The sequence below is a fragment of the Hyphomicrobium sp. ghe19 genome (assembly GCF_902712875.1).
Taxonomy (GTDB): domain Bacteria; phylum Pseudomonadota; class Alphaproteobacteria; order Rhizobiales; family Hyphomicrobiaceae; genus Hyphomicrobium_B.
Genome location: NZ_LR743509.1, coordinates 2,425,470 through 2,444,425 on the forward strand (window position 1 = coordinate 2,425,470; position 18,956 = coordinate 2,444,425).

The window sequence follows — 18,956 nt, forward strand, 5'->3', positions numbered from 1 at the left end:
GTGGCAGCCCCCCAGGCCGCCGACGGAAATTCTATCAAAGACATCTTCACCGTGGGCTTAAGCGTCCTTTCGTTGGCGCTCAGCTTGTTCAACCTTTGGTTTACCCAATGGAGCGCAAGGCGGCTCCGCAGAGATAGCTTATCGAGGGAAGCATTCACCTCGATGGTCCGCAATCCGATCGAGAGCCGACTGTCAGAAATCAAGAGCGAGTTGCCTAAATTGCGCAACCTGGCTCGAAGTCAGAAGGCGCTCGATGACATTAAGACCGAACTGAACGTAATCACCGAGACTATTTGGCTCAAAGTTCAATCGCTATCCGAGATACTTGACGAAACGGACAAAGCCGATTGGGTCATCGAAAAAGGCTGGCTCGCGAGTGTTCAGGTTCGCTTCGACACGTTCCTAGAATGTACAGCGAGAGCAAGCGAGCCCGTTACCAGCCACGCTATACTCGGGAACGAGGTCAATGAGGCGGCAAATTCCCTTTCGGAAGCTGCCAAAGAATTGAAAGAGCGGATTCGACGCGAGCTTAGTGGTCACATAAGACGACAGTGACTCGTTGATGATGGAATCGTATCCGATGCAGCCAATGGCGTACTACGCGCCGGCTCATGCGGAGGCTTCGGTCATTTGCCTTACCTGCGTGTCGTAGCTGATGGCTGCGACGGCCTTAAGCGTCGCCTCCGCGAACGACGCGCCCTTGTCGTGCCGGACGTAGGGCGCGAGCGGGTGCAGTCGATTATTGGGCACAGCCAGAATTAGGACTTAACGAGATAGAGCTGCGGCTGGTGGCTGAACAAGGGGATGCGCCCTTGGCCCACAAGCTGTGCGGCTATCCTGAACCCTTCGAACCACACGTCACGCTGCGTGTTGCTGAGTCTGCGGCCGATCTTAGCCTCACAGCCTTTTAAGGCGTCTTGGCTTTCTTCGAGGACGGTTACAGCCCAGTTCCTGTTTGTCATGGCATCCCCCGAAATTGGCTTGCATGCTGACGGTGGAGAGATTCGCCTTACCCGATTGTTACCGGCTTCTTTCCGTACTTGGCGAGCATGAGGTCCACGCTCTTGATCAGCAGGGCGTTGATACTCGTGTTTTCATCCAGCGCGAGTTGCTTCAGCACTCGATGCACAGGAGGATCAAAGTACAGGGTCATTCCCTTTTTCCCGCGACGAGACGGGGCGGGATTGTCGGCATTCGGAATCTTAGGGACGCGCGTTGCAGCTCAACCTGCCGTTCATACGGGTTCACTTTCTTGCCGGCCATCGGACTCCCCTTCCCGTTAGATCTGGGTCAACGCGGCTCCGATTCATAAAGCGCGTAAAGCCATTCCGGGTGTGCCCATGAGGCATAATGCACTGCTGCGACGGCTTCGAGCCTCGCTTCGCGATCACTCATGTCGGGGACAACGTTTTTGAACGCCGCGATTGCTGCGGCCATTGCTTCCTGATCAAGGCCGTGATGGGGATCGCAGGGCTCACCGTAGGCGCGGCGGTAGGCAGCGGCGGCGGCGCGCCATCCGTCTTTCAATCGTGGGTCTCGTAGTGCTTGCGGCTGAGCTGGTGCGTGCGACATGGCGGGCCGCTTCCGTTGGCCGCCGTTCCTTCCCGATGTAATTTATAGCACGCAGCCTGTGCCGCAGGAACACTCTGTCGTCGCTTTCCCTTCGATGAGATTACCAAGTCAACGTGTTGCGAAAAACTTGAAGAACGACATTGAGAGCTGGCCATAGAAACAAAGCCGCACCGCCATATAGCAATGCTACTGAAGCAATCCGCGGCGGAGGTTCGCTTGAATCTAAGATGGCGAAATTTGATCGAAGGATATTGGTTGTGTCAGTCGCTCCGCGAGTATCGAAAGGGTTTGGATGGTGGATCAGTGCAGCGACTGCACTATTGAGATCGTAAGGGCTGACGTCGCCCCAAATGAATTTTCGGACCTCCCCGGGGTGAAAGCTCGCGAGCTGATTCTTTGAATCTTGCGACGTGCTATAAATGAGTTGTTCGATGCATCGTTTCGCTATCTCGTTCAGATGAGCCAGATTTCGCAGTTGAAACTGCTCCAGGAGATAATCATCCGGCTCTGCGCTGCGCCGAATTTCCTTTGGGCACCAGACGGCGAAAATGATCATGCCAGCAGTCATAAATATTGCGCCCCACCACAAGCACAGCAATTTTCCTTCGACACTCCAAGGCGGAATTATTGAAACTCCGAGAGTCTCGTGAGTTTTCAGCCACTCGGTGAAAGTATCACTCCAAATGAGCGCGTAGCCGATTGCCGGGATCGCCGACGATGCCTGAGGAAGTTTTGAGTTGGCGATCCAACGAGCCCGTGACCAGCCCAACCATGACCGTCTGAGAACGGTTTGACTGATGCCATTTTGGTCGCGGGGGTGAGCGAAAATTTTCACGCTGCTCATCTCTACACCGCTTGCAAAATCTGTTCGGTCGTGTAGCCCAGCGCAGCGTTCCACACGATGTGAACGGCACCGTCCGCTGCATTCACGAGGCAGCCCGGCAAACTCGTGGCCAAGATCTCATCGAGCTTCGCGGCCACCGCATTGCAGGTCAGCGGACTTTCAGGCGGCAGGGTGAAGCTGAACGATCCGACCGGGCTCGCGTAGCCCTCTCCCTCACCAATGCTCTTAAGGTAGCGGTCAAACTCTTCCCGGTCGAAGCCGCTGCGGCGCGCACCGAGCTTCTTTTTCGTGAGAGTGCCAGCCGCAGCCAATCGATCAACCTGGCGTAAGCTCAGCCGTAAAGCTGCGGCGACTTCAGCGCGGGTGACATGGTCGGGAAGCTTGCCCATGGCCAACGAGATTCAGCGAGTCGCCCGCGCGCGGCAACTGTCACCTTGCCGGGACACCACCGGGACATTATCGCAAATTTGGGAGGCGGGAAAATCGGCTAAGTAATTGAAAAGATTGGTCGGAGCGAGAGGATTTGAACCTCCGACCCCCAGTCCCCCAGGCCTGTGAGCGGGTTTCGAGAAAGCCTTTATCGATCAACGACTAAGCGGCTTTCTTCTTTTTTTTCTGGGACTTTTTCTGGGACTTGGCGACTCGTTCTAGCGCGTCGCGCAGGTCATCGTCGAAGACGTGGGCGTACTTCGCCGTCGTCTTTATATCCCTATGGTTGAGTAGCTTCTGCGCGATCTTCAGGTTGCCGGTCTCACGCAAAACTTTCGTCCCGACATCGTGGCGGAGGTCGTGCAGCCGGAAATTTTTGACCTTCGCACGGCCCCTGAGGCGCTTCCATTGGGTCTTTGCCCCTTCGTAGGTAATTGGGTAGCGCTTACCCTTCACCCACTCCTGGCCGGTCTTTTTATCCTTGCGCGTGACTTTCGCGACGTAGGTGAAGACGAATTCAGGATGCTTCCCGCGGCAGCGCTCCAGTATCTCTCGGAGCGACTCGGTGATCGGCGTGCGTACCGGGTGGCCGCCCTTGCCGATCGTCTCGATGCGGTTGGCGTGCCAGTGCACATTCGACCAGCGGATCAGCGTCTCATCGAGGCGTGTGGCTGCTGTGCGAGCGTATTCGAACCAGTCGGCGTAATCGTCACGGACAGCGTCGTCGAGCGCCTCAGCCTCGTGCGCGTCAAGCTCACGGACCCGTTCCGCAGGTTCCGGCAGCATGTGATCTTTCCAACACGGCTCGTCCGGAAAATTGTGCTTCCAGGTTCGCTTCGCCCGACTGAACAGCTTCTGCAGGATGTCGGTCGTCGTCCGGTTGACCGTCGCGTTCGCAATTTTCGGCGCGGGCGAGCCGTCCTTCATCGTCTTCTTGTGCTTGTACGTGTGCTCCGCGCGCCAAGCGACCAATTCAGCTATCGTTGCGTCGTTGATATCCGACAACAGCGTGCTCGGTCCGAGCTTGGCCTGCAGCCTCTTCAGATCGCGGAGCGTGTCGGCTGATCCCGAGTGTTTCTGGCCGACCTCTGTCCAGTAACGGCCGATCGCGGCCTGCACCGTGAGCGGACCCTGGAAGAGCTGCTTCTCCCGGTCCTGCTCTTCTTTCGCCTCGTCCTTTAAGCGCTGTTCCTCTGCGCGTGCTTCCTTGAGCGAGGTGCGCTTTGTACTTCCATTATATCGAACACCACCGAGCTGGAAGTCATACTGGTAGTACGGGCTCTTCTCGGTTTTAAAGACTGACATGGCGCGAACTCAAACCCTTCCTGGCGAGTACGAAACTCCTCCAGCGCTTCCGGTCTGAACTTGCGCCTCTTGCGCTTCTGACCTGTGCCACACTGGACAGCTCTGATACGTCCCTGACGGACGTGTATCATGAACGTCTTAAGGCTCATGTCGAGTTCTGCAGCCGCTTCCTTCGGAGTTAGTAAAGACTCAGCCACGCGCCAGTCTCCAGTCAATCTCAATTTTGATGCCGAGATGCAGCTTGACGAGCATCTGCGCGGCGGAGCGGATGACGCCGGGATACTCGCGAGCGGTCAGTCTGAGACCGCGCTCCCGCAAATCTTCGAGGCTGATCAGGTTCTTGTAACGGTGTTCAACGATGTCCCACTGCACCGTCAGGGCCGCCGCCAGCTCGTCGTAGAGAGCGGCCGAAACCAGCCAAAGGCTGTGCACCTGACGGACGTAGCTCGCGATCAGGAACCAGGGCACGAGCACCTCCGGGTTGCTCGCAATCTCCCTCCTCACCTTCTCATCGAGCGCGGATTGAGGCGCTTCCACCAGTTCTTCGACAACCGGCAACGGCACACCTGGCTCCCGCTTCCGGATCACGAGCTTCATCAGACGAGGCCCTTCTCCGTCAGAAGGCGTTCTGGGGCCGTGACGAGGACGATCTGACCGCGCCTGCTCTCAACCTGGCATTGAGACTTCGGCAGCCACACGGCCTGATCATCGGCACCGTCTTCAGACACCTTCAACGCACCGCTTTCCGGATCACCAGGATACGTTTCGTGGTGCAGCCAGAGTTCGAGCGTGTGCAGGCTGACCTTCATCAGTAACCGACCGCGATCAGTTCTTTATCCTGCAGGTCTTCGTCATTGACCTCTGTGGCGCGAAGCTCGAACACTCGGCCTCCAGCCATGTAGTACAGCGTCGTCTCTTCGCCTTGCGCGATGAAGACATTGCCTTCGGTCTTGGCCTTGTACATCGTCTTCGAAGGACGAGCGTGCACTGCGAGACCAAGCTCTTCGAGCGGGTTGTGATTACGGCACTTGCGGCCCACCCACTGGATGAACTTGCCGATATCGGTCGAGGCGTTTCTAAGCTTGGCCATGTGCGACGGGTCCTTCAATCATCAACATCTTCGGGGTCTTCAACTGCTCCTCGGCCGCGCGCATTTCCTTGTAAGTTTTCTGCTGCGAGCGGGCGGTGTGGAAGTCGCAATACGACTTGCCGAACTTCGTCTGGTGACCGCAGAACAGGTGACCATCCGTGACTGTCTCGTGCGTGCCCCAACGACACTCGCGAGACTTGAGCTTCATCAGAGGTATCTTGAGGCTCTCGACCTCCTCTGACTTGAAGAGCTGGATTGACTCCTCAGTGCGGATCGGCAGCGGCGCGTGCGTCGACGGCTCCGGCCGACGCTTCAGGCGTAGCTTCATCTCATCAGGCTCCGATTTCTTCTGCATGACCGGTTCGGTCAGCGGATAATCTTTCAGAAGCTGCTTGTTGCGATTGTAGAAGCCGATCACAGCAGCAGCCGTGATGGCATTCTTCGACTTCGTCAGCGACGTGAGCTTCCGCGCAATGTCGAGGCCACGGTCTCCTCGCTCGTAGACCGCGGTGAGCGCCTCGACCTTCTCTTCTTTCGGGTGACGACCCGAGAAAACGTACTGCTTTCGCACTTAGTTACTCCTCATTCCGACCGTCAGCTTACCTGTATGTGCAATTAATTGCATCATAGACGGACGGAAATTCACATCTCGTCAGGCCGTAGCTCCGTCTGCCAGGAACCACTGGTAGTCATCCAGGGTCACGATGAACTTCGTGCCTTCCGGAGCCGCGGCTGCGGTGACGAAGATTTCCTTCAGACGATCGAGTCCTGCCCGAATTTGCGTGGCCAACGTCTGTTCGTCGGGGTCGGTATCGACCAGTATCTCCGCCTGACTGCGGTCGACGACGAGCTTCTTGATGCAGATGCCGAGAACGCGGACTTCTTTCGGTCGCAACATCAAGTAGCTGATGCGGCGCTGTCTAAAGTCATGAAGAAAGCGGACAACCTGACGGTCGAAACTGCTCCTCACTTGCTGCAGGTGTTCCTTTGTTACTTCGACGTAAATATCGCTCATCAGCTAGACGGTCCTTCTTGTATGAGCACTGAAATGGATGCGGCCCGAAACAGTCCGCGGATTATCGGCAGCCATTACCTTCAGCACAGCACGCTGCCACATTGCGCTGTGCAGTTAATTTCACGATCTGGAAATAATTATCGCGGGACGTAGCGAAGGAGGGCGACTGCCAAGCACACAGGTGCGAGGGCGCTGATCAATGCGTAAAGAACCGTGCTGATCATCGAACATTCCTTCCTGATTAGTTCGAATTTTCCGTTCATTGATACTGCTTTGTTGCATTAAAAAGTGCAAATAATTGCACTGATGAAGGTAAAGAAATCTGACGTTCACGAACCATGTTGCTTCATTCGACTTGTCTTCCTTGCAACTCGCGGTTTTTTCGGTGGAGTCGCTTCGCTCTCGATCGGAGGCGGAACGAACTCGGCGATCTTCTTTGCTGCAGCTACACGCGATAACGGCTTGTACTGCGGGGTCATCTCTGCAGCGGCGATGCGTGCCTTCTCCGTCTTCCAGTACCAGAACGCGAAGACCGTCAGAGTAGCTACACCCGCGACGATGATCGCGGTCTCGTAGTGACCGACAAATGCGGTGATTGCTGCCAAAATCGTACCGAAACCGGTAGCAGCCTCGGGTTTCTTGTCCGGCTTCTCCATGTCGGTCATCGCCGGTATGACGGTCTTGGCATCGATCTTCTGGATCGGGCGACGGAAGCCGATCAGGCGAGCCCGAGAGAACTTCTGGACGTTGACTTCACCGACCGCGCCCTGATTACCACCCAGACAAGTGACCGTGTCCTCGTCCCATTCTACGAAATACGTCACGTGCCCGAGTCCAGAACCGGGTTTTCCGCGCGAGAAGATAGCGAGGTCTCCGAATTGCGGCTGCGTGACCTTCCTGCCGCCATCCCAATTCAGGAAGCTGCGGGCCATCAGGTTCTGGGTGCCGCGGAGGCCGGCCTCGAACAGCACCGCATTCGCGAACGCTGCGCACCACGCGAGGTTGGCATCCTTCTGCGGGTGACCGGACTCTTTGAAGAACTTCAGGATGACGTCGTTGTTGCCGCCCTTGACGCGCTTCACGCCCCGGTAGCTTTCAGCGATCCGCATCCACGGAGCGGCTGCGTACTGGGCTGGTGTACCTGATGCCATGTCAGCTTCCTTTCGCCTCAAACACGCCGCTCTTCAGGCTGTCTTCGATCAGGTCAGCGCTGTCCGAGAACCAGTTGGCTCTACTACGCGCGAAATCGCGGTCGGCCCGGCCCATGCCGTCACGCAGCACCGACTGGTTGATCTCGTAGGCCTCGTCGCGCATTCGACGGACCAACTCTCTGAATTTCTCCGCCAGCTCCACGAGTCAGCCTTTCACGCTGTCGTTCAGGAGCGTGCCATCCGGCTCGCGGGTATCGTCTTGCGGGTCGATCGGAACGACGATGGTCGGCAACGGACCAGGCGCACAGTCGGCCGGCTTGTCGTCGGCCAGAGCGAGCCCGAACAGAAAGACGAAGCCAAAGAACAAAATCATCCTGTCGAACGCATCCATCCGGGCACCTACTTGCTTTTGATCTTGGCTTTGACCTTGACGGGCTTCGAGAACGGCTTCGGAGCGAGCGCAATCTCCTTCACCGTGTCGACGGTGGTGCCGAGCCTGATCGCGATCTGCTCATCGCTCACGTCTGGGTTCTTGTGCCGGTACGTCCTGACGATGGACGCGAGCTGTTCACTGGGCGTCGTGACCTTCGGCGTGTCCCGGTGATCGATGGCATCAGCCAGCTCGGCGAGACGCTTCAAACCATGCTGGCCGGCGAGAGCGCGAAGCTCCGCAGACACTTCATCCATCTTCACGGCCATCCCTCCTGACAAACGGTGCCGAGAGTTTCCCAGCAATATGCGTGCAGCGCCCTCTTTGCGGCGTCGCGGTTGATGTACGGACCGTGCGTGTTCGCCCAGGTCTCATCGTAGAAAAACCACTGACCGTCCTTCTCGAAGAGCGGCGAGCCCCACTTCTCTGTTGGCGGATACAGGTCAGCGCTGCTCAGCATCAGTTCAAATACCTTTTGACATCGCTCCAGCAGATCGCCTTTGCATCGCCCGGCTGCACTGCAGGAACCTCGAAGATGTAGCCGCGCTGATCGAGCTGGGCGTCTTCGTTCGGCGGCAGATCGTAATGCTGCACCCAGAGGCTTCGTGCCTCCTCGGGAGAGTTTGCCTGCACGAACAAGTCCTGGTTTTCACCGTCGTCGTTCGTGAAGCAGACCATGAACATCTTCATAGCAGAAGTCCTTCAGCTTGTGACATTAATTGCACAGATTAGTTAGCGAGCTGCGACGTGAGACTCACGATCTCATCTTCCATGAGGCGGATCGAACGCTGATGCCGCGAAGCCAGACGCAGATTGCCTAAGCGCACGGCTTCAGACCACGACTGGTCTGTGGCCTGCATCTTGAACTGAATGGCGAGGATTTGCGTGGCTGGGCTGATCTGGTTCATCTCTCACTCCTTGCGCGATGAAACTCTGCACCCTGACCGTAGCTGAGGGCGGACTCGGGTCAATATGAAATGCAATTAATTTCACATTAACGCTTCGGAATGCAGACGTAATCCTCTGCCAGAAGCTTGCGGGCCTGATCCCTGTCGTGGCCGGCCGCTACCAGATGCTTCTCCAGCATGGCGTTGATGCGGTCGGCAGCAGCATGACAGGCCGGTTCGTTGTCGAACTCCAGCGTCACGCTCTTGCCGCCAGCGGTCCAGAACATCAGGACGAGCAGCCATTTCACGACGGGCGTGCAGACCGAGCCTACCATCAGTCCTCCCGCCCGCGCCGGTCTTTCCACCCCATCGTGCCGATACGAACCGGGTTCGAGGAGACGCCCGTCATCAGACGGAAGCGTATCTGCTGGCTCGTGTTCGTCAGCGCCGAGCAGGTGCCGCCGAACTGCGTCGAGGCCGGGGTCCAGAACGTGAAGCTCGTGCTGTTGTCAGCGGCAACGTCGGCCGCGTCGGGACAGGTCACCAAGCATGAGTTGTTTACGTTCGCGCTCGTGTACTGGAAGAAGAATGCGCCGGTCCACTCGACGGCGACACCGGGCGGCACGTTCGTCGTGACGAGGACGCCGGTACCACCACCCGTGTTCGCGTTGTAATCCGCTGCCGGAGGCGTCGACCAAATGAACGAGTCGCCGCGCTGCACGAACGAGATGACTTTCGACGCGCCATCGGTCTTCACCGAGCCGATGCGGCGCTTATACGAATAGCCGGTCGGAAGCGCCGGGCTGATCGAGGTCGAGGCGTATGTCGACACCGTCCCGTCCGCCTTCATGATCATGAAGACGTGGTACCAGCTGTTTGCTGCTGGAGAGCCGTTGACCGTGCCGCCTGCGCCCGTGTTCGTCAGGATGCAGCTCGTTGCCGCCGACGTGATCGCAACCGTATCCGTGTCGTCGCGGCATTCACCAGCGGTGATGCTCACGCCCGTGGTCCCAGACGGCGACATCTGGAGGCCAGAGAGATGCCCGCGCGGCAGCGTCTTCACACCGATGACGGTCTGCATGTCGGCTTGCGTGCTCTTCGAGAGCAGCGTGCGGGCGAGCGTGGTGAAATCGGCAAGGGCTGCCGTGTTCACCGACGTGTAGTACGGCAGCTTGTCAGCAGCAGCCGTCAGAGCACCGATAGCAGCAAGGCTGTCCGTATATCCGACAACACCGCCAGCGCCGACTGTCAGACCGAGCGTCGCCCGCATCGTCGCCGCGTCAGCATCATCGAGCAGGGTGCGGGCAAAGGCGGTCAGGTCATACGTTGCGACCGCGTTCGAGCCCGTCGTCATCAGGCCCTTGTTGGCGGCCCACGTCAGGTTGGTCAGGGCGTCGAGCTTCGTCGAGTACGACTGCACGTCGATACCGATCTGAACGCCCAGCGTCTCACGCGCGTGCGGAGCGTCGACGTCGTCGATCAGGGAGCGTCCGAACGAGGTCAGGGGCGTCACAGATGCCGAGGTCGGGCCGGTGAAGTACGGTACACGGTCCGCAGCGGGGCTGATGCCGCTCAGCGCGCCCAGCGCTTCGGTCAGGAGACCGTCTCCACTGCCGGCACTGTACAGGTCCAGCCAGCGAAGACCGCCCGGAGCGAGCGAATTCGCCTGCAGGATTTGCGTGTCTTCTCCGGGCGCAAATGTCACCCAGTGACCATTCTTCCAGACGGCCAACGTGCCGTTCGCTGTCGGAGCCAATCCGGAAAGGTCGTCGAGGCCGGCCGCATGAGCCTGCACATCGGTTCCAACCGTCAAGCCGAGCGTGCTGATCAGCGCCGCGTTGGTTGACGAGCCCAAGAGCCCGATCATGGCGTCGCTCAAGTCGAACGTCGAGGCCGAGTTCGGACCCGTCAGAACGACGCCCTTGTGGTTCGCCCAGGTCATTTCCCCGAGCGCGTCGAGCTTGGCGTAATGCCGCTGCACGTTCGTGTCGATGACGAGACCCAGCGCATCGCGCCACCCGGCGGCGGTGCCGATGCTGAGCAGCGTGCTCGCCGTGAAGCCGCTGATTGCCGTGAGCGTTGGCGTGTCGAGACCGGTGTACCGCAACAGGCCGCCGGACGTCGTGTCCAGGTTCTTCAGCGCGACCAGCGACGGCGGGAGCGTCTCGTCGAGCGTGATCGCCGTCCAGGAGACACCGAGCGGCGACGAGGAGTCGGCCATGAGAACCTTGTTGTCGGCTCCCACCGGCAGAATGTTGATCGACGACATGTCACGGCCGACGATCAGATCGCCCTTCGTCGGAATGTAGCCCGCAAACTGCGAGAGCATCCCACTAAAGGGCTGCACCTCAACGCCGACGCGGAGGCCGAGACTGGTTACGAGCGTCGTCGAGCTGATCTGCTGAAGCAGGCTCAAGCCGTATGAGGTCGGGCTGATCGTTGACCACGACGTCGGACCGGTGAAGACCGGGATGTCGCCTGCACTGTGCGTGAGGCCTGCGAGGTTCTGCAGAACAGGGTCGAGACCGAACGTGCCGGGATTGATGAAGCTGTAGCCGGACGCCGCGGAGCTGTCGGCCTGTAACACCCAACCGTCATGCGGGTCGACCGGCAGCACATCCCAGGAGCTGCCCTTGCCGACCAGCAGGTTGCCCTTGGCCTTCGGGAGCATCGATATCGAGACGAGGTTGCTGTCGTACCCCATGACGTTGACGCCAGGCGACAGACCCAGATACGCCTGAGCACTTCCCACATCGTTGATGCCGAGGAAGTTCCGCGCCCACGGCATGAGCGAGGTCAGTGCCGCGAAACCAGGGGCGGTAAAATACGGGAACGTGTTCGCCGACGAGGACAGAGCCGCAATCGCGAGCAGCTCTGGCGACGTGGTGCCGGCCCCGATCGAGTCGATGACGAACTTCTTCGTCGCTGCGTCCTGGTCGTTGACCGGCGCTGGCAGTCCTGTGATCGAGACACCCGACAGGCTGCCACCCGTTGCCGAGATCGTGTCTGTCGAGAGGCTGCCAACTTCAAGCGCTTCGATGCCAGTGATCGAGCCGCCTGTGATGTCGACGTCATTGCTGTTCTGGTCGGCCATCGTGCCGAGGTTGAACAGCTCGGCGGACGGCTCCTGCCACGAGAGCCCAACCGGTGCCGAACTATCGGCGACGATGATCTTACCGTCTGTGCCGACGTTCAGAGCACCCAGCGCACTATCGGTGAAGGCGAGGATACGGCCCTTCGCGGCTCCAAGCGTGCCGATGAAATCGAGGGCTGCATACTTCGTCTGAGCATTCAGGAGCGAGGCTGCGGCTGCGGTGTCCGGCAGAGCGAGCCAGGAGCGTGCCCAGCCGGTCAGATCGGTGATCCCAGCGTCGCCCTCCCCGGTCCAGTAGCTGAGCTTGTCAGGTGCGGTCGTGAGCCCGGCAATCGCCTTCAGGTTATCGCTGTAGGCTTGCACCTGTGTGCCGACGCGTACGCCGATCGCGGTCTGAGCGCTTGCCTGGCTCACAGCTCCGAGGAGATCGCGGCCCAGCGCCGTGAAGGCAGCCGTGTCGCCGTGGCCGGAGTCTGTGAAGTACGGGATCGTGTCCGTGGCCGGCGTCAGCGTGGACAGGATGTCGAGGACGATGTCCCAGGCCTGCACTGTCGAGCCGACTGCAAGGTTCAGAGACGAGCGCCAAGCTGCTGCCGAGTTATTGGCGAGCAATCCCTGGGTGTACGGGTTGATCGTTACGAGATCGGCTGTCGTGGGACCGGTGAAGATCGGCACCTTATTGGCGGCCGGGACGAGGTCCTTCAGCGCTGTCAGCGCGACGCCCAAATCAACAGAACCGCCGCCATCAGCGATGGCAGCGGCTACTGCTTCGTTCACCCATTCCGTCGTGGCAACTAAGTTGCTGTCGTCACCAGAGGACGGACTGGGTGCGCTGATTGGTGCTAAGAAATCCAACGCCGCGCCCCGGTCTATCTACGGTGCAATTAATTGCACGCTTAGCCGATGATCACAACCTTGAACTGGTCAGCTGACGGTGCGGCAGCGAACCCGAACTGGACCGAGTTGTCATCGAGGCGTTTCACGTCGCACTCGACCGTGTCGTAGTTACCGGAGTTCCGGTAGACTTCGACCACGACATCCTTGGTGCCGAGGTTGTGCGTGACCGTGATTGCGGTCGCCGAACCATCACCGATCGTCTGATCGTACTTGAGTTTGCGGCCGGCCCAGTTGTTCAGCTTCTCAGGCGTGACGATCTTGTCGTCGACAACACCCGCATCGACTTCAGCCTGCGTCGCGACTTCGAGGATACCAGCTGTGTTCTCATCAGCCGGCGGAACGGTGGAACCGAAGCTGTCCCAGACCAGGTCATCGCTGCCAATGACAGGATCGACAGTCGTCTGACGGAACGACGAACCAGCATAGGTGCCGAGCTTAACGGTCGTTACGGCCTCGTTTAGCTCTTCGGTCGTGTTCGCGTCGTTGGCGCGGGTCAGTGCGATGGACGGACCGTTGTAGATGTAGATGCCGTTCTCGGTCTTGTCCGTCTGCCCCATCAAGAGCACGCGGTCGTTGGCATTCAGGTTGATGCCGTCAATCGTCGAGCCGGGAGCCGAAAGCGTGACGTTCGTGATCGCCGCTACGTCAACCGACGTCTTCCAGTTGATGCCTTCGATCGCCGCGTCGACGTAGGCTTTCGTGGCTGCATCCTGCGCGTCGGTCGGATCGGGCAGGTTGATTACTTTTGCGACGTCGTTGAAGTCGAGATTACTGAGAATTTGCTTGGCCATCGCCGATGATCCCTAAATGCACCGGACGAAGCCGGCGATTTCCACAACCAGATAAACGATCAGCTGATTGACCGACGTGTGAAGAACCTCAGCCTCGAACTCCATGCCGCCAACCGTATAAAGCTCGACGGCTGGCTTGTATCCGAGGTTGTGGTTCACCGTCCAAACGGTGGCCGGATCAGCCTGCGTGTGCAGGTATCCAATGCCATTAATTGCACTGACAACGAAGGCCGTCGTCGCGATCTGGTTCGTATCCGACCCAGGGTCTGCTGTCGGGGCGGTCGGGGTGCCGATGAATTCCGGCGAGTCGATCGGCGCGAAGTCTCCATCGACACCGGCAAACAGCGTCCACACTACGGGATCGAGGCCATCGAGCCGCCAGAGCTTCTTGTCATCGACCGTTGAGACGAACATGCCGACCTTCAGCCGGCCGTCCGGGATCGCATCCCGCTCCACAGTCGACGGCAACGCCATCAAGCCGCCCTTGCCGTATTCATCGACATGGGTCGGGTACTCGTCCTCCGTCGTGAACGGGACGATCGGTGCTGCTACGTTGGTGCCTAGAACCTTCATGCCCAGGCCACCTGGATGTTTGCGCCCGTCTGTATGCCGTTAAAGCGGGTGACCCAATAATCCTCCGTGTGACCGCTGGCGTTCGTTAGCGACTGCAAGGATTGCGTGAAGTCCGAGAACGCCAAACCTCCAACGCGAACGTCAGAGAGCGTGCCGAACGACGCCGGGTAGCAGTAGTACGGGTACTTCTTGCCGGTCGCGTCGTAGGCCAGCGTCTTACTGAGGCTGGTCGCGAACTCCTGCGAGAGCGCCAGTATGCCAGCGTTGTCGAGCGTCGGAGCAGCCGCCACGCCCCAATAGCGCTTCCGGTAGAACTGCACGCTCGTCGAGGCGGAGGCATTCTGCTTGCCGTCAGACGCGGTCAGCGTGAACGTCAGGTTCGACGTGATGTCATCGTCCCAGTCATACTCACGGACATCGAGATCGAGCGCGCCGATGCCTTGGTTCAAGGCCTGGCTGACGATCGCCTTGCTGAACGACCAGGCCAGATGCACGCCGTGGACTGTCGAGCCGATCTCGTAGCTGCCGCCACCGGACAACGACACGACGTTCGCCTTGTACAGGAGCTTGTCGAGCGCCTCCTGGACGTTCGCAATCGATGGGTCGGACGAGATCGCATAGGCGACATCGGACGCGGCCACCGGCCCGCCCTCACCGTCGTTCAATCCCTCCAGGAAAACGTACTTGCCCATTCATCCCTCAGTTCAACAGGATCATGGTCAGGAGCACGTCTGCCGTCTGAGCTACAGACGACACCAGGCGTATCTTCGAGATACCCATCAACGGCGCTGCATTGACTGCGTGGTAGCCTTCAGGGACGACGCCTGTGATCTTCACCCGGACACCCGTGGACGAGTAGCAATCGTGCCAGTTCAGGCCGTCATCGAACGAGACCTGGAAATAGAGGTCTGCCGGCGTCCAGGTGAACGGAAAGACGACGCCGACGAGCGTCTCGCCTCTGACTTCGACGTCTTCCGAGACGGTCTCGCCTTCGGCAATGACAAGCGAGCGCACGACGCGCGGAGGCGAGCGCTGGAAATCAGAGCCCTTCGGGACTTTCACAACCATGCCGTCCCTCCGACTGAATTGCAATTAATTGCACGGCCTAGGCATACACTACGCCAACAACCATCGCACTAGTTTCCGTACGGCTCGGGTTCGAGAACGAACCAGTTAGGTCAGTTCGAGACAACAGCCGATCATCGTCGTTTGGTTTCCTGACCATGTAGCTCTGAGAGCCTTGGACGTACCGCCAGTCTGAACAACGGCATAAGCTTTGAATGCCGTGCCTGGATAGTAAACAAGTTTGGAGTCTGCATCTGTGGTGACCGTTCCGGTCACACTCGATAGGGCCGAATTTGCGTTTCCGGCAGCAATGAAGACCACGTTCAAACCAGCCGGCTGATTGACGGTCAAGGTCGTCGGAGAACTCGCCGCAAGCATTCGACCCATGACTTGGGCATCAGCGACGGTGAACTTCGTGAATGTTCCTCTAACAAGACACCAAGCCAGGACGACCCCACCCGATATAGAGAGCGCCTTCTTCGACGAAATATCATCAGCCGTTACGATCTTCGCAAATACGTTGGCGTAGCTTGCAGCGCCGGTCACAGCAGTCCAACCGGTCAGACTACTCCCTACTTGGCCACCAGCCGTATAGTGGTTCATCCCAACGAAGAGCAGAAGGTCTCCGACCTGCGCCTGGCTTGGCCATGCCGGCGAAACCTGGGACGACGAGGATGCACCTCCACCAGTCACGTATGAGGCAGTCGCCGCCACCTTCGAGTGGAACTTCTTCCATACGCCGCCCTGATTGACATAGCCGTTCTGGACTTCTTTCCACGAGCCACTGTCACGAACGAAGATGCCGTTCGTCTTCTTCCAGGCACCTCCGACGCGCGTATGATGGGACATTTACGCTTCCCGCTGGAACCAGAAATCACCGTCAGCACCACCGGACGGCGCAGCGGTCGACACCGTGAACGTCGCGCCTTTCCAGAGATCGGCATCGAGGCCTGTACCTGCACCGTCGACGGTCTTGATCTTCGTCAGGATGTCGGCCGCCGTGTAGCTGGTGGCATCGAGCTTGGCATTGAGCGCCGTCTGCAAGCCGGTGACATCCGAGACGGCGTGCGAATGCGTCGAAGCGGCCTTACCCGCGAGCGCAGTGTTCACCGAAGTCAGGTCTGCCTTGGCGTCAAGAGCGGTCTGCAAGCCCGTGATCGTACTGATCGCCTGGCTGTGCGAGGCTGCCGCCTTGCCATCGAGCGCAGTCTGCAACCCGGTCACGTCACCGATCGCGTGCGTATGAACGGCAGCGGCTTTGCCATCGATGGCCGTCTGCAGGCCGGTGACGTCGCTGATCGCGTGCGAGTGGACCGTATTCGCCTTACCGGCGAGGCCTGACGTCAATGCGGACTGATCTGCCTTCGAGCCGAGAGCAGTGCTGACGGAGGCAGCATCGGCCTTCGCATCGAGAGCTGTCTGCAATCCGGTAATCGTGCTGATGGCTTGCGTGTGCGATGCCGCTGCCTTGCCGTCGAGAGCCGTCTGAAGACCCGTAACATCGGCAATGGCGTGCGAGTGTGCGCTTGCAGCCTTCCCGTCGAGGGCGGTCTGTAGGTTCGTGACGTCGGCGATGGCGTGACTGTGCGTCGAGTTCGCCTTGCCAGCGAGACCGGTCGTCAGAGCCGTCTGATCAGCCTTGGCATCAAGTGCCGTCTGGAGCCCGGTAATCGTGCTGATCGCCTGCGTATGCGAAGCGGGGGCCTTGCCGTCCAGCGCAGTCTGGAGACCGGTCACATCGGCAATAGCATGGCTGTGCACCGACGCGGCCTTGCTATCCAAGGCGGTCTGCAGGCCCGTCACGTTGGCGATCGTATGCGTGTGCGAGGTCGGAGCCTTGCCGTTGAGAGCGGCCTGGGTCGCGGTCGAGATCGGCTTATCGGCGTCCCTCGTGTCGTCGACGTTCGACAGGTTCAGGGTCTGCAGCAGGTTCAGCGCCGGGATGTCACCCGTCAACCCGGCAACCGAGTTTACCGCGGTCGCTTCCGGCCCCTCACCGCCGCCCGAGGCGACGTTCTCGATGACTAGGATTTTGGTCATTGGACAGCCACCACCTGGAGAGCAGCTGCGCTGACCTGATTGACCGGCAGGCCACCGTCGTTCACGGAGGCGATACGGATGAAGACGCCGGCCAGGAGCGGACCAACGGGAACGGCATACGCGCCTGCGCCCGTGATCCCTGTGACCTGCGGGATTTCACCCGTCTGGGTCTTGATCGTGTACCAGGTCGTGCCGTCGACCGAGGTTTCGAACTGGATGCGAGCCGCAGTCCAGCCTGCCGGCACGATGATGCCGACGATGGTCGCACCGCTCGGATTGATGACTTCGCTGACGGACTTGCCAGCATCGATCTTTGCCGAAAACACGGCGCGCGGCGCATCATCACCGCGTCCAGCATTCTGTGGAAGCTTAACTGTCTTGGCCATGACGCGCTCCGGATTTGCAATTAATTGCACACTACGGAAACGCGGCTCGACGTCAAACCACCCGGTGCGTCGGCGGCCCACGCCTTGTGAGCGTGGGACCAACCTTGTCGCCTTATCGGGTTACGATAATGATGGCGGTTCCTGCAGACGGTGGTACGTCTGACAGGGTTATCGTCATGTTCATGCTTACTCCTTCCGACCCCCATTAGTGGGGCGTCAGGAATATTTATGAAACCGCGTATTTTGACCCCGCGCCGGGACTCAAAACCGGGCCTTCGAGGGCCTATCTACGGGCCGTGCTTACGAAACACCGCTTTGTCCCGGTCATGGCCCCGGCTCTGGCCAAGCTGCCGCCCACGGGTCCTGAGTGGCTTCACGAGATCAAGTTCGACGGCTGGCGTACCCAGCTGCACGTCGAGGACGGGTCTTATACGCTCTATTCCAAGAACGGCGCTGATTTTACTAAGCGTTTCAGACAGTTAGCTGGCGTCGTCGAGACCCTGCAGGTCCGGCGGGCCATCATCGATTGCGAGCTGATCGCCTGCGACGAGAGCGGGATGCCCTGCTTCCAGACGCTCATGACGCTGGGCAATCGGGCGACGCTCTGTCTGGTGGCCTTCGATCTGCTGATGCTGGACGGTGTTAACTTTATGAACCTTGGCATCGAGGAGCGGAAAGCTGCCCTGCAGCTCATCGTCAAATCGACCAACACCACCCGCTTCCAGTTCTCGGACGGCTTCGACGACCCTATCGCCCTGCTCGAAGCGTGCTCGCGGCTGAACTTCGAGGGCATCGTTTCGAAGCGCCGCGGATCGCTGTACAAATCGGGTCCGACCAAGGAATGGCTCAAGCTCAAGACGGCCGAGTGGCGAGCCACCAACAGACGACGCTGGGAACTCTTTCAGAAATGAACCACAGCCATTCCCAGCAGATCAAACCACCTGAGGACGGGCGACGACGGGACGCCTGGCGTGCGGCTGCGAAGGCCTACCGGGAGCACTACAACGAGGGCGCTGACGGCGCGTACAAGGCTGCCGAGAAGGCCGTGCTCGCTCTCCTACCCGACCTCAATCAGGAACAGGCGAGTGCCGTCGCCGTGGCCGCTGTCTCGTACGCCTCGCAGTATCACGCGGACTGGCTCTATGCGCTCTACGAGCGGAAGCCGCGCTAACGGCCCATCAGCTTATCAATGCGCTCAGTGAACTCCCACTTCAGCACTCTCATGCGGTCGTAGGAACGGACGAACTCCGGGTCCTTAGCATCGGAGCACGTATCCAAATACTGCTGCAACCGGTCCATCTCTTCTTTGATTTCGTGAGTGGCCATCTCAGCCACCGGCCTAAAGTTGGTCATGCAAAATTCCCGCAGGCAATACAGCGTCTGAAAT

32 protein-coding genes are annotated in these 18,956 nt (G+C 59.3%); 3 read left to right on the plus strand and 29 right to left on the minus strand.

Annotated features, from left to right (window positions below; translation table 11 throughout):
* Positions 1 to 162 precede the first annotated feature (162 nt).
* Positions 163 to 555, plus strand: coding sequence for a hypothetical protein (locus AACL53_RS11600; RefSeq protein ID WP_339084659.1), 393 nt, complete (start codon positions 163 to 165; stop codon positions 553 to 555).
* A gap of 54 nt (positions 556 to 609) precedes the next feature.
* On the opposite strand, the gene AACL53_RS11605 is transcribed toward AACL53_RS11600, so the two are convergent.
* The 28 genes from AACL53_RS11605 to AACL53_RS11740 all read right to left on the minus strand — a co-directional run bounded on the left by AACL53_RS11605 (position 610) and on the right by AACL53_RS11740 (position 17,569).
* Positions 610 to 750, minus strand: coding sequence for a hypothetical protein (locus AACL53_RS11605; protein WP_339084660.1), 141 nt, complete (start codon positions 748 to 750; stop codon positions 610 to 612).
* An 8-nt stretch (positions 751 to 758) separates the two neighbouring features.
* Positions 759 to 962, minus strand: coding sequence for a hypothetical protein (locus AACL53_RS11610; protein ID WP_339084661.1), 204 nt, complete (start codon positions 960 to 962; stop codon positions 759 to 761).
* Positions 963 to 1,009: 47 nt separating this feature from the next.
* Positions 1,010 to 1,201 (minus strand): ribbon-helix-helix domain-containing protein, encoded by a 192-nt coding sequence (locus tag AACL53_RS11615; RefSeq protein ID WP_339086931.1) that lies wholly within the window; start codon positions 1,199 to 1,201, stop codon positions 1,010 to 1,012.
* A gap of 89 nt (positions 1,202 to 1,290) precedes the next feature.
* The gene (locus AACL53_RS11620; protein ID WP_339084662.1) at positions 1,291 to 1,572 is read right to left on the minus strand and encodes a hypothetical protein; all 282 of its coding nucleotides are present in this window, start codon (positions 1,570 to 1,572) and stop codon (positions 1,291 to 1,293) included.
* A gap of 100 nt (positions 1,573 to 1,672) precedes the next feature.
* Positions 1,673 to 2,416: a hypothetical protein gene (locus AACL53_RS11625; protein ID WP_339084663.1), complete on the minus strand. Its 744-nt coding sequence runs from the start codon at positions 2,414 to 2,416 to the stop codon at positions 1,673 to 1,675.
* 2 nt (positions 2,417 to 2,418) lie between these two features.
* Complete coding sequence (locus AACL53_RS11630; RefSeq protein ID WP_339084664.1) at positions 2,419 to 2,805, minus strand: hypothetical protein; 387 nt, start codon at positions 2,803 to 2,805, stop codon at positions 2,419 to 2,421.
* A gap of 202 nt (positions 2,806 to 3,007) precedes the next feature.
* Positions 3,008 to 4,150, minus strand: a complete 1,143-nt coding sequence (locus AACL53_RS11635; protein ID WP_339084665.1) for a tyrosine-type recombinase/integrase — start codon at positions 4,148 to 4,150, stop codon at positions 3,008 to 3,010.
* Between the two features lie 189 nt (positions 4,151 to 4,339).
* Positions 4,340 to 4,747, minus strand: coding sequence for a hypothetical protein (locus AACL53_RS11640; RefSeq protein ID WP_339084666.1), 408 nt, complete (start codon positions 4,745 to 4,747; stop codon positions 4,340 to 4,342).
* Positions 4,747 to 4,959: a hypothetical protein gene (locus AACL53_RS11645; RefSeq protein WP_339084667.1), complete on the minus strand. Its 213-nt coding sequence runs from the start codon at positions 4,957 to 4,959 to the stop codon at positions 4,747 to 4,749. The genes AACL53_RS11640 and AACL53_RS11645 overlap by 1 nt, the downstream gene beginning before the upstream one ends.
* A complete protein-coding gene (locus tag AACL53_RS11650; RefSeq protein ID WP_339084668.1) occupies positions 4,959 to 5,240 on the minus strand; it encodes a hypothetical protein in 282 nt (93 codons plus the stop codon). The genes AACL53_RS11645 and AACL53_RS11650 overlap by 1 nt, the downstream gene beginning before the upstream one ends.
* On the minus strand, positions 5,227 to 5,811 hold the full coding sequence (locus AACL53_RS11655) for a GcrA family cell cycle regulator (protein WP_339084669.1): 585 nt from the start codon (positions 5,809 to 5,811) through the stop codon (positions 5,227 to 5,229). Before AACL53_RS11655 ends, AACL53_RS11650 begins: the two co-directional genes overlap by 14 nt.
* Before the next feature lie 81 nt (positions 5,812 to 5,892).
* A complete protein-coding gene (locus AACL53_RS11660) occupies positions 5,893 to 6,255 on the minus strand; it encodes a hypothetical protein (RefSeq protein WP_339084670.1) in 363 nt (120 codons plus the stop codon).
* A 329-nt stretch (positions 6,256 to 6,584) separates the two neighbouring features.
* Positions 6,585 to 7,406: a TIGR02594 family protein gene (locus tag AACL53_RS11665; protein WP_339084671.1), complete on the minus strand. Its 822-nt coding sequence runs from the start codon at positions 7,404 to 7,406 to the stop codon at positions 6,585 to 6,587.
* Position 7,407: 1 nt separating this feature from the next.
* Positions 7,408 to 7,569 (minus strand): hypothetical protein, encoded by a 162-nt coding sequence (locus AACL53_RS11670; RefSeq protein WP_339084672.1) that lies wholly within the window; start codon positions 7,567 to 7,569, stop codon positions 7,408 to 7,410.
* A gap of 42 nt (positions 7,570 to 7,611) precedes the next feature.
* The gene (locus AACL53_RS11675) at positions 7,612 to 7,779 is read right to left on the minus strand and encodes a hypothetical protein (protein WP_339084673.1); all 168 of its coding nucleotides are present in this window, start codon (positions 7,777 to 7,779) and stop codon (positions 7,612 to 7,614) included.
* A gap of 26 nt (positions 7,780 to 7,805) precedes the next feature.
* Positions 7,806 to 8,099 carry a hypothetical protein gene (locus AACL53_RS11680; protein ID WP_339084674.1) on the minus strand — a complete coding sequence of 98 codons (294 nt, stop codon included), beginning with the start codon at positions 8,097 to 8,099 and terminating at the stop codon, positions 7,806 to 7,808.
* Positions 8,096 to 8,296 carry a hypothetical protein gene (locus AACL53_RS11685; RefSeq protein ID WP_339084675.1) on the minus strand — a complete coding sequence of 67 codons (201 nt, stop codon included), beginning with the start codon at positions 8,294 to 8,296 and terminating at the stop codon, positions 8,096 to 8,098. Before AACL53_RS11685 ends, AACL53_RS11680 begins: the two co-directional genes overlap by 4 nt.
* Positions 8,296 to 8,526 carry a hypothetical protein gene (locus AACL53_RS11690; RefSeq protein ID WP_339084676.1) on the minus strand — a complete coding sequence of 77 codons (231 nt, stop codon included), beginning with the start codon at positions 8,524 to 8,526 and terminating at the stop codon, positions 8,296 to 8,298. Before AACL53_RS11690 ends, AACL53_RS11685 begins: the two co-directional genes overlap by 1 nt.
* Before the next feature lie 38 nt (positions 8,527 to 8,564).
* Entirely contained in the window at positions 8,565 to 8,744 is a 180-nt protein-coding gene (locus AACL53_RS11695; RefSeq protein WP_339084677.1) for a hypothetical protein, read from the minus strand.
* 86 nt (positions 8,745 to 8,830) lie between these two features.
* Entirely contained in the window at positions 8,831 to 9,058 is a 228-nt protein-coding gene (locus AACL53_RS11700) for a hypothetical protein (RefSeq protein WP_339084678.1), read from the minus strand.
* Positions 9,058 to 12,594: a hypothetical protein gene (locus AACL53_RS11705; protein ID WP_339084679.1), complete on the minus strand. Its 3,537-nt coding sequence runs from the start codon at positions 12,592 to 12,594 to the stop codon at positions 9,058 to 9,060. The genes AACL53_RS11700 and AACL53_RS11705 overlap by 1 nt, the downstream gene beginning before the upstream one ends.
* Positions 12,595 to 12,713: 119 nt before the next feature.
* The gene (locus AACL53_RS11710) at positions 12,714 to 13,505 is read right to left on the minus strand and encodes a hypothetical protein (RefSeq protein WP_339084680.1); all 792 of its coding nucleotides are present in this window, start codon (positions 13,503 to 13,505) and stop codon (positions 12,714 to 12,716) included.
* A 12-nt stretch (positions 13,506 to 13,517) separates the two neighbouring features.
* Positions 13,518 to 14,078, minus strand: a complete 561-nt coding sequence (locus AACL53_RS11715; RefSeq protein WP_339084681.1) for a hypothetical protein — start codon at positions 14,076 to 14,078, stop codon at positions 13,518 to 13,520.
* Positions 14,075 to 14,770, minus strand: coding sequence for a hypothetical protein (locus AACL53_RS11720; RefSeq protein ID WP_339084682.1), 696 nt, complete (start codon positions 14,768 to 14,770; stop codon positions 14,075 to 14,077). Before AACL53_RS11720 ends, AACL53_RS11715 begins: the two co-directional genes overlap by 4 nt.
* Positions 14,771 to 14,777: 7 nt before the next feature.
* The gene (locus tag AACL53_RS11725) at positions 14,778 to 15,146 is read right to left on the minus strand and encodes a hypothetical protein (RefSeq protein ID WP_339084683.1); all 369 of its coding nucleotides are present in this window, start codon (positions 15,144 to 15,146) and stop codon (positions 14,778 to 14,780) included.
* Positions 15,147 to 15,251: 105 nt separating this feature from the next.
* Positions 15,252 to 15,992, minus strand: a complete 741-nt coding sequence (locus AACL53_RS11730; protein WP_339084684.1) for a hypothetical protein — start codon at positions 15,990 to 15,992, stop codon at positions 15,252 to 15,254.
* Positions 15,993 to 17,183, minus strand: a complete 1,191-nt coding sequence (locus AACL53_RS11735; RefSeq protein WP_339084685.1) for a hypothetical protein — start codon at positions 17,181 to 17,183, stop codon at positions 15,993 to 15,995.
* The gene (locus AACL53_RS11740) at positions 17,180 to 17,569 is read right to left on the minus strand and encodes a hypothetical protein (RefSeq protein ID WP_339084686.1); all 390 of its coding nucleotides are present in this window, start codon (positions 17,567 to 17,569) and stop codon (positions 17,180 to 17,182) included. The genes AACL53_RS11735 and AACL53_RS11740 overlap by 4 nt, the downstream gene beginning before the upstream one ends.
* A gap of 326 nt (positions 17,570 to 17,895) precedes the next feature.
* Between AACL53_RS11740 and AACL53_RS11745 the strand changes: the two genes are divergently transcribed.
* Positions 17,896 to 18,480 carry a hypothetical protein gene (locus tag AACL53_RS11745; RefSeq protein ID WP_339084687.1) on the plus strand — a complete coding sequence of 195 codons (585 nt, stop codon included), beginning with the start codon at positions 17,896 to 17,898 and terminating at the stop codon, positions 18,478 to 18,480.
* Positions 18,477 to 18,740, plus strand: a complete 264-nt coding sequence (locus AACL53_RS11750; protein WP_339084688.1) for a hypothetical protein — start codon at positions 18,477 to 18,479, stop codon at positions 18,738 to 18,740. Before AACL53_RS11745 ends, AACL53_RS11750 begins: the two co-directional genes overlap by 4 nt.
* On the opposite strand, the gene AACL53_RS11755 is transcribed toward AACL53_RS11750, so the two are convergent.
* Positions 18,737 to 18,922, minus strand: a complete 186-nt coding sequence (locus AACL53_RS11755; protein ID WP_339084689.1) for a hypothetical protein — start codon at positions 18,920 to 18,922, stop codon at positions 18,737 to 18,739. The two genes, AACL53_RS11750 and AACL53_RS11755, sit on opposite strands and share 4 nt — an antisense overlap.
* Positions 18,923 to 18,956 lie beyond the last annotated feature (34 nt).

What these genes read in the sequence shown, in the direction of transcription:
- AACL53_RS11600 (WP_339084659.1), top strand. Translation starts at nt 163, where the DNA reads ATGGTCCGCAATCCGATCGAGAGCCGACTGTCAGAAATCAAGAGCGAG.
- AACL53_RS11610 (WP_339084661.1), bottom strand. Translation starts at nt 962, where the DNA reads ATGACAAACAGGAACTGGGCTGTAACCGTCCTCGAAGAAAGCCAAGAC.
- AACL53_RS11620 (WP_339084662.1), bottom strand. Translation starts at nt 1,572, where the DNA reads ATGTCGCACGCACCAGCTCAGCCGCAAGCACTACGAGACCCACGATTG.
- AACL53_RS11625 (WP_339084663.1), bottom strand. Translation starts at nt 2,416, where the DNA reads ATGAGCAGCGTGAAAATTTTCGCTCACCCCCGCGACCAAAATGGCATC.
- AACL53_RS11630 (WP_339084664.1), bottom strand. Translation starts at nt 2,805, where the DNA reads ATGGGCAAGCTTCCCGACCATGTCACCCGCGCTGAAGTCGCCGCAGCT.
- AACL53_RS11635 (WP_339084665.1), bottom strand. Translation starts at nt 4,150, where the DNA reads ATGTCAGTCTTTAAAACCGAGAAGAGCCCGTACTACCAGTATGACTTC.
- AACL53_RS11640 (WP_339084666.1), bottom strand. Translation starts at nt 4,747, where the DNA reads ATGAAGCTCGTGATCCGGAAGCGGGAGCCAGGTGTGCCGTTGCCGGTT.
- AACL53_RS11645 (WP_339084667.1), bottom strand. Translation starts at nt 4,959, where the DNA reads ATGAAGGTCAGCCTGCACACGCTCGAACTCTGGCTGCACCACGAAACG.
- AACL53_RS11650 (WP_339084668.1), bottom strand. Translation starts at nt 5,240, where the DNA reads ATGGCCAAGCTTAGAAACGCCTCGACCGATATCGGCAAGTTCATCCAG.
- AACL53_RS11660 (WP_339084670.1), bottom strand. Translation starts at nt 6,255, where the DNA reads ATGAGCGATATTTACGTCGAAGTAACAAAGGAACACCTGCAGCAAGTG.
- AACL53_RS11665 (WP_339084671.1), bottom strand. Translation starts at nt 7,406, where the DNA reads ATGGCATCAGGTACACCAGCCCAGTACGCAGCCGCTCCGTGGATGCGG.
- AACL53_RS11670 (WP_339084672.1), bottom strand. Translation starts at nt 7,569, where the DNA reads ATGCGCGACGAGGCCTACGAGATCAACCAGTCGGTGCTGCGTGACGGC.
- AACL53_RS11675 (WP_339084673.1), bottom strand. Translation starts at nt 7,779, where the DNA reads ATGATTTTGTTCTTTGGCTTCGTCTTTCTGTTCGGGCTCGCTCTGGCC.
- AACL53_RS11685 (WP_339084675.1), bottom strand. Translation starts at nt 8,296, where the DNA reads ATGCTGAGCAGCGCTGACCTGTATCCGCCAACAGAGAAGTGGGGCTCG.
- AACL53_RS11690 (WP_339084676.1), bottom strand. Translation starts at nt 8,526, where the DNA reads ATGAAGATGTTCATGGTCTGCTTCACGAACGACGACGGTGAAAACCAG.
- AACL53_RS11695 (WP_339084677.1), bottom strand. Translation starts at nt 8,744, where the DNA reads ATGAACCAGATCAGCCCAGCCACGCAAATCCTCGCCATTCAGTTCAAG.
- AACL53_RS11700 (WP_339084678.1), bottom strand. Translation starts at nt 9,058, where the DNA reads ATGGTAGGCTCGGTCTGCACGCCCGTCGTGAAATGGCTGCTCGTCCTG.
- AACL53_RS11710 (WP_339084680.1), bottom strand. Translation starts at nt 13,505, where the DNA reads ATGGCCAAGCAAATTCTCAGTAATCTCGACTTCAACGACGTCGCAAAA.
- AACL53_RS11715 (WP_339084681.1), bottom strand. Translation starts at nt 14,078, where the DNA reads ATGAAGGTTCTAGGCACCAACGTAGCAGCACCGATCGTCCCGTTCACG.
- AACL53_RS11720 (WP_339084682.1), bottom strand. Translation starts at nt 14,770, where the DNA reads ATGGGCAAGTACGTTTTCCTGGAGGGATTGAACGACGGTGAGGGCGGG.
- AACL53_RS11725 (WP_339084683.1), bottom strand. Translation starts at nt 15,146, where the DNA reads ATGGTTGTGAAAGTCCCGAAGGGCTCTGATTTCCAGCGCTCGCCTCCG.
- AACL53_RS11730 (WP_339084684.1), bottom strand. Translation starts at nt 15,992, where the DNA reads ATGTCCCATCATACGCGCGTCGGAGGTGCCTGGAAGAAGACGAACGGC.
- AACL53_RS11735 (WP_339084685.1), bottom strand. Translation starts at nt 17,183, where the DNA reads ATGACCAAAATCCTAGTCATCGAGAACGTCGCCTCGGGCGGCGGTGAG.
- AACL53_RS11740 (WP_339084686.1), bottom strand. Translation starts at nt 17,569, where the DNA reads ATGGCCAAGACAGTTAAGCTTCCACAGAATGCTGGACGCGGTGATGAT.
- AACL53_RS11745 (WP_339084687.1), top strand. Translation starts at nt 17,896, where the DNA reads ATGGCCCCGGCTCTGGCCAAGCTGCCGCCCACGGGTCCTGAGTGGCTT.
- AACL53_RS11750 (WP_339084688.1), top strand. Translation starts at nt 18,477, where the DNA reads ATGAACCACAGCCATTCCCAGCAGATCAAACCACCTGAGGACGGGCGA.
- AACL53_RS11755 (WP_339084689.1), bottom strand. Translation starts at nt 18,922, where the DNA reads ATGACCAACTTTAGGCCGGTGGCTGAGATGGCCACTCACGAAATCAAA.